This window comes from Acetobacter sp. DmW_125128 (assembly GCF_008704325.1).
Lineage (GTDB): Bacteria > Pseudomonadota > Alphaproteobacteria > Acetobacterales > Acetobacteraceae > Acetobacter > Acetobacter oryzifermentans.
This window is the reverse complement of the sequence record NZ_VHOP01000050.1, coordinates 1-4,291: the sequence shown is the minus strand read 5'-3', so window position 1 is coordinate 4,291 and position 4,291 is coordinate 1. Positions and strand designations below refer to the sequence as shown.

The 4,291-nt window shown below is 56.9% G+C and carries 6 protein-coding genes; 1 reads left to right on the top strand and 5 read right to left on the bottom strand.

All coding sequences use genetic code 11. The annotated features are described in order from the left end of the window. Window positions 1-333: 333 nt before the first annotated feature. Together FKW19_RS13450 and FKW19_RS13445 are read right to left on the bottom strand one after the other, a co-directional pair. A complete protein-coding gene (locus FKW19_RS13450; protein ID WP_035378276.1) occupies window positions 334-777 on the bottom strand; it encodes a hypothetical protein in 444 nt (147 codons plus the stop codon). After that, window positions 774-1,016, bottom strand: a complete 243-nt coding sequence (locus FKW19_RS13445; RefSeq protein WP_006115720.1) for a hypothetical protein — start codon at window positions 1,014-1,016, stop codon at window positions 774-776. The genes FKW19_RS13450 and FKW19_RS13445 overlap by 4 nt, the downstream gene beginning before the upstream one ends. Before the next feature lie 120 nt (window positions 1,017-1,136). On the opposite strand from FKW19_RS13445, the gene mobQ reads away from it, so the two are divergent. Next, on the top strand, window positions 1,137-2,699 hold the full coding sequence (mobQ, locus tag FKW19_RS13440) for a MobQ family relaxase (RefSeq protein WP_006115719.1): 1,563 nt from the start codon (window positions 1,137-1,139) through the stop codon (window positions 2,697-2,699). Between the two features lie 4 nt (window positions 2,700-2,703). Here the strand turns inward: mobQ and FKW19_RS13435 are convergent, their stop codons facing one another. From FKW19_RS13435 to FKW19_RS13425, 3 genes are all read right to left on the bottom strand, one after another. Beyond that, window positions 2,704-2,985, bottom strand: coding sequence for a type II toxin-antitoxin system RelE/ParE family toxin (locus FKW19_RS13435; protein ID WP_006115717.1), 282 nt, complete (start codon window positions 2,983-2,985; stop codon window positions 2,704-2,706). Next, window positions 2,985-3,176, bottom strand: a complete 192-nt coding sequence (locus FKW19_RS13430) for a hypothetical protein (protein ID WP_006115715.1) — start codon at window positions 3,174-3,176, stop codon at window positions 2,985-2,987. Before FKW19_RS13430 ends, FKW19_RS13435 begins: the two co-directional genes overlap by 1 nt. Window positions 3,177-3,345: 169 nt before the next feature. Continuing rightward, entirely contained in the window at window positions 3,346-4,167 is an 822-nt protein-coding gene (locus FKW19_RS13425) for a replication initiation protein (RefSeq protein ID WP_197051008.1), read from the bottom strand. Between the last annotated feature and the right edge of the window lie 124 nt (window positions 4,168-4,291).

The window sequence follows — 4,291 nt, the reverse complement described above, 5'->3', positions numbered from 1 at the left end:
GCAATTTCTGCCATCATTGGTCAAAGGCAGAGTTGTGGATTACACCGGAAAAAAGGCAGAGTTAACCGGAAAAAAGGCAGAGTTAACCGGAAAAAAGGCAGATTAAGTGCGTGTAACTACATGAAAACAAAGAGAAAATCGCACTAAAAACAAGATAAAAACAAGAAAAAACGCAGTTGCTTGTGGGTAAGTTACTCGTCCGGACGCCTTCGGCGGCCTACGGCGCTCCCGCTCTGCGCTCGCTCCGGACCTGAAAGGTCAGGAGAACCGAGCGAGAGGGGAATTGCTCAAGAGGCATGAAGTAAGGCGGAAGCGAAACCGGCAGAGCCTCACCTAGAAGGCCGCAAGCCCTGACTGGTCGTAGGGTTCTGCCTCATCCCAGTCTTTGGGACGCTCTACGGGGGTGAACGTGGTTTCACGAGGACCGTTGAGCGTCCCAGCCAGCCGTTCGGCCTCTTTGAGCGGGTTAGCCGGTCGGAGAAGCCGGAACAGGTGGTTCTTCGACCATGCCCATTTTCCGGCCGGGTCGATGCGTTCCAGCGGTGTTGAGATGAACCAGCAGTCAGATGGGCCGAGGACTGGATGAGACCGCACCCATCCGGCCAGAACTGGTCCGACGTTCGGAAACCGGACGATCTGCCAGTGATCGACTGAGGGTAGGGACGGGCTGGCCACCATCTCCGCCGGTGGGGCGGAATAGTGACCGGATTCCTGTGCATGTCGCGTCAGATCGTCATAGTCCCGACGCAGTGCGCGGGCACGCTCGATGGGGGTCATGTCATTTTCCGCCACTTGGCGATCAGCGGCGCGAGACGTTCAGCATCGACTTTGCGCAGCTTGTCACCGTCAACTTGTTTGAGAAGCCATGACCGGATGGCGGGATCATGTTCAGCAGCAGAAAGCAGGATACCACCAAGCACGATCTTTCGGCCTGTGTCCTGCTTCCTTGTTTCCAAACGTAGGCGAGCCAATCGTGCTTCGGCATCGGCGATTTTCTGATCGAGTGTTTTAGCCATTTTTGCAAAATCCGTCCCATCAAGGTATGCAACCTTATCACGAAGTGCGCAGTTACGAATTGATAAATCAATTCCTGCGTAGGGACGTTCCTCCCCTTAACCCCACCTTGGAGCCGAACCGTGGCCCTGTATCGCGCCGAAACCAAACCAATATCGCGGAAGGATGGGCGATCTGCTGTCGCCGCCGCTGCGTATCGGTCCGGCGCGTCTCTGGTTGATGATCGGACCGGCAATGCTCACGATTACACGCGGCGGCGTGGTGTTGTAGCAACCGGAATCATCACACCCGACGGACAGGGCTATGAACGCAATACCCTGTGGAATGGAGCCGAAGCCGCCGAGAAGCGAAAGGATGCGCGCACCGCCCGTGAGTGGGTACTTGCCCTTCCCGCCGAGCTGACCGACGCGCAGCGGCTCGAACTCACAGAGCAGTTCAGCCGGTCCCTTGCCGAGCGTTTCGGGGTGGCCGTCGATTTCGCCATTCATCGCCCTGGGCGAGAAGGCGATGAGCGGAACCACCATGCCCATGTTCTGACTACGACCAGGCAAGTCAGCCGTGATGCTTCGGGTGCTCTGGTGTTCGGAGACAAGGCGCAGCCCGAGCAGTCAGACGCCCAGTTGCGCAAGCAGGGCATCGAGAAAGGGGCGGTTCTGGTCGAGGAAGTCCGGGCGCTATGGGAAACGCAGGCCAATGCAGCCCTAGAAGCCGCAGGAGAGGCCGCACGGATCGACCGGCGCAGTCTGAAGGCTCGTGGGATCGACCGGACGCCGACAGTCCATCTGGGGCCTTCTGTGACCGCCCTAGAGCGTCGTGGACGGCGGACAGAGGGTGGCAACCTCAACAGGGCTATAGAGCAGGATAACGAGCGGAAAGCAGCCCTGACGGCGCAAATCATCGACCTACAGGCGGAGCGCAAGCAGCGGCAGCGAGAGAAAGCCGCTGTCATTGCCGAACGGAATTTGTATCTCACGGCTCGTGAGCCTTACCGCTTGGATGGCTTGCGCAAACATGCGGCTGAAGAACTGGCAGGGGGTGAGGCCAGAGTGCGCAGAGGGATCGTGAAGGATACCCTTGAATATGCGCAGAAAACCAAGGAAATCCGTGAGGTGGAGGCGCGGATTTCCGAGGAAGAGCGTGACCTGTCCTACGCAGAAAACTGGCGCGATGAGTGCGAGGCGACGATTGCAGAATGGTCGGCAGGGGTTGGCTTTTTTGCTCGCCTGCGTCCCCCGCCAGAGATCCGGGAAAAGAAAGAACAGGCGGAACAGGCACGAACCAATATTCGGCGGTCTTCCGGTATTTTGTCCGGTCTTAGGGCTACTTTGGAGCTTGCGAAAAAGCTCTTCAAGGAGTGGTTTCTGGCAGAGGTGAACAGCCCAAAATTAGATGATCGCTGGCGTTATCGCTCTCTCGCACTGGATGGCATCAAACGGGAGTGTGACGACAAACTTGCAGAAGAACGCGCTGCACGCGCCAAAGCCCGGCAGATGGAAGATTTGAGACTCCACCGAGAGGCCGAAGCCATACGGAAGGAGCGCCTCGAACAAGAGGCGCAGCGGCAGAAAAGTCAGGTTGTGGAGCGTAAGCAGAAGGTTGAACCGCCTCCCCCGTCTTCCGGTACATCTGATCCGGGAGACGATTTCGAGGACGATTGGGACGACAGCCCATCGTTCGGAATGTGAGGATTTAACTGGGGAACTGGCGGCGGGCGTGAACCACATTGATGATTTCAACGCTGGTTGCTGTCACCCGATACAGGATGATGTAATTCGGGTGGGCGACGATTTCGCGCAGACCGGGAACCCGCTCACTGATCGGATAGAGGTAGGGGTGAGCCGATAAGGGCAGAACGCAGGAACGGAGCCGATGCCACATCCGCTCCGCTGCGCCGATATTGTTTTCGCCAATGTATTCCGTGATGCCTGCAAGGTCTTCGTCAGCGGTTTCGGTCCAGACGATAGGCAGCATCAGGCAGCCTTGCGTTTGCGCAGCTTGGCCAACCGTTCGGCCATGCGCCGCTCAATCTCATCGTGCGGGATTGGCGGGCGCGGATCAGCCAGACTGGCGGCAACCTTGGCCTGAAGCCATGCGGTATAGGCCGCTTCCTGTTCGACCGTCTCGAACTCGGAGACGATGGGGGAGAGTGCTTCGCTCATCATGCGGCTCCTTTCGTTTAATCAAGTTCAGATACTACCGGAAAACGGTAGTTTTAGCCGCTAAAATCTCTTTGCTTCATGAGCAAGCAGACTTTTCGGCAAAAAGCAGAGCAGACCCGGAGCGAGCGCAGCGCGGGAGCGCCGTAGGCCGCCCGTAAGGGCGTCCGGGTGGTCAGAGCAATCGTGGTTGCGGGTTGCGTTTGAAGTCAAAGCGCAGTTTGGCGACCTTTCGGCCTTTTTTGATAGGTTTCCATTCGATCAGCCAGCCGTCTTTCTCAGTCAGTTCTCTCACCGCTGGTTCGATGATTTTTCGACGGATGGCGGCAAAATCGGCTTTTTGCTTGTCGGTCGCGTCCATAGACGCGCCGAAATCCTCAATGGTGAACTCCATCCAGCCGGTTGAAGCGTACTGGGTCATGAGTTCGAGCAGCTTCCATGAATAGATCGAGCGGAGAGCCGAGGTCTGTTGAAGCTGATAGCTGGTGAAGTTCTTCTTTAGGCCGGTGAGGTAGGGAAGGACTTTGTGCCACCAGAAGAGTTCGATCCACCCTTCACCCTTGTGATAGTGCGCTTCGCCGACCCATCGCATCTGCACTTGTGTTGGCGGAAGTGGCTTGCCGTTTCGTCTGTAGGCAGGAACGTAGAAGGTGATCGAACGGTTGTAGAGTGCCTTCGCAGCGGCCTGTAGCTGGTCGTAGGCCGTATCCAGATCGACGCCGTATGTCTCGGCATAATCGGCGGCGCTGATGCGGGTTGTCGGTGCTTCACCGGGTTTTAGCGCCTTCCGGCTGTCGAGCGTCGCAGCGGCCATAGCCACAATCCGCTTTTCAGACAGTGAGAGACCATGACCGGCCCGAGTAAGCGCATTGCTCATGGTGATCCATCGCTCACCAGCAGGACGGTCAAGATCAGCGGTATCATAGCTGGTCACGGCCTTTTCTGCTGTCTTCGACCCCAGTTTTCTACGGGTTTTAGTTTTTAATTCTGCCGACATACCGGTATTTCTGCCGTGTGGATGATTCGGCAGATTATGCAATTTCTGCCATCATTGGTCAAAGGCAGAGTTGTGGATTACACCGGAAAAAAGGCAGAGTTAACCGGAAAAAAGGCAGAGTTAA

Excerpts from the sequence above, each read along its gene's own strand:
- FKW19_RS13450 (WP_035378276.1), bottom strand. The coding sequence starts at position 777 with ATGACCCCCATCGAGCGTGCCCGCGCACTGCGTCGGGACTATGACGAT.
- FKW19_RS13445 (WP_006115720.1), bottom strand. The coding sequence starts at position 1,016 with ATGGCTAAAACACTCGATCAGAAAATCGCCGATGCCGAAGCACGATTG.
- FKW19_RS13435 (WP_006115717.1), bottom strand. The coding sequence starts at position 2,985 with ATGCTGCCTATCGTCTGGACCGAAACCGCTGACGAAGACCTTGCAGGC.
- FKW19_RS13430 (WP_006115715.1), bottom strand. The coding sequence starts at position 3,176 with ATGATGAGCGAAGCACTCTCCCCCATCGTCTCCGAGTTCGAGACGGTC.
- FKW19_RS13425 (WP_197051008.1), bottom strand. The coding sequence starts at position 4,167 with ATGTCGGCAGAATTAAAAACTAAAACCCGTAGAAAACTGGGGTCGAAG.